The organism is Verminephrobacter aporrectodeae subsp. tuberculatae At4 (assembly GCF_000193225.1).
GTDB lineage: Bacteria > Pseudomonadota > Gammaproteobacteria > Burkholderiales > Burkholderiaceae_C > Acidovorax > Acidovorax aporrectodeae.
Map to the genome: position 1 here is coordinate 1 of NZ_AFAL01001009.1, position 456 is coordinate 456.

Below are 456 nucleotides of genomic sequence, written 5' to 3' on the forward strand. Positions count from 1 at the left end.
TCTTGGTACTTGCTCCCCCACGACTGCGACCTATGGCTTGGTTTTCTGGCGTCCTCCCTCTTTTTTTTTGCCCCTGCGCTGTGCTGATGGGCTCTAACAATGGTCGAATCGATCATCACGTACTCGTTGTCCCGGTCTTGCGACAAAGTCTTGAAGATGCGCTGCCAGACATCCGTTTTGCTCCATCGCGAATGGCGCAGATGTACTACCCGAAAATCTCCGAACCGCTCGGGCAGGTCGCGCCACGGGATGCCCGCACGGTATCGGTACAACACCGCCTCAACGAACAAGCGGTTATCGCGTGCCGTCGCCCCAACGTGCCCCTCGCGCCCCGGCAGCATGTCTTTGATGCGCTCCCATTGGTCTTGCCTCAGCGCGTACCTGTGGTTCATCAGCCTTCCTTTGTCATCGTGTTCCGAGTTTAGCGCCGGAGTGACTTCAATTGATGACAGGCCC

Annotated in this window: 1 pseudogene; it reads right to left on the reverse strand. The window is 57.5% G+C overall.

The features are described 5' to 3' along the window. Positions 1 to 392 (reverse strand): annotated as a pseudogene (locus VTU_RS0124540) (IS5 family transposase); the annotation flags it as partial. Positions 393 to 456 lie beyond the last annotated feature (64 nt).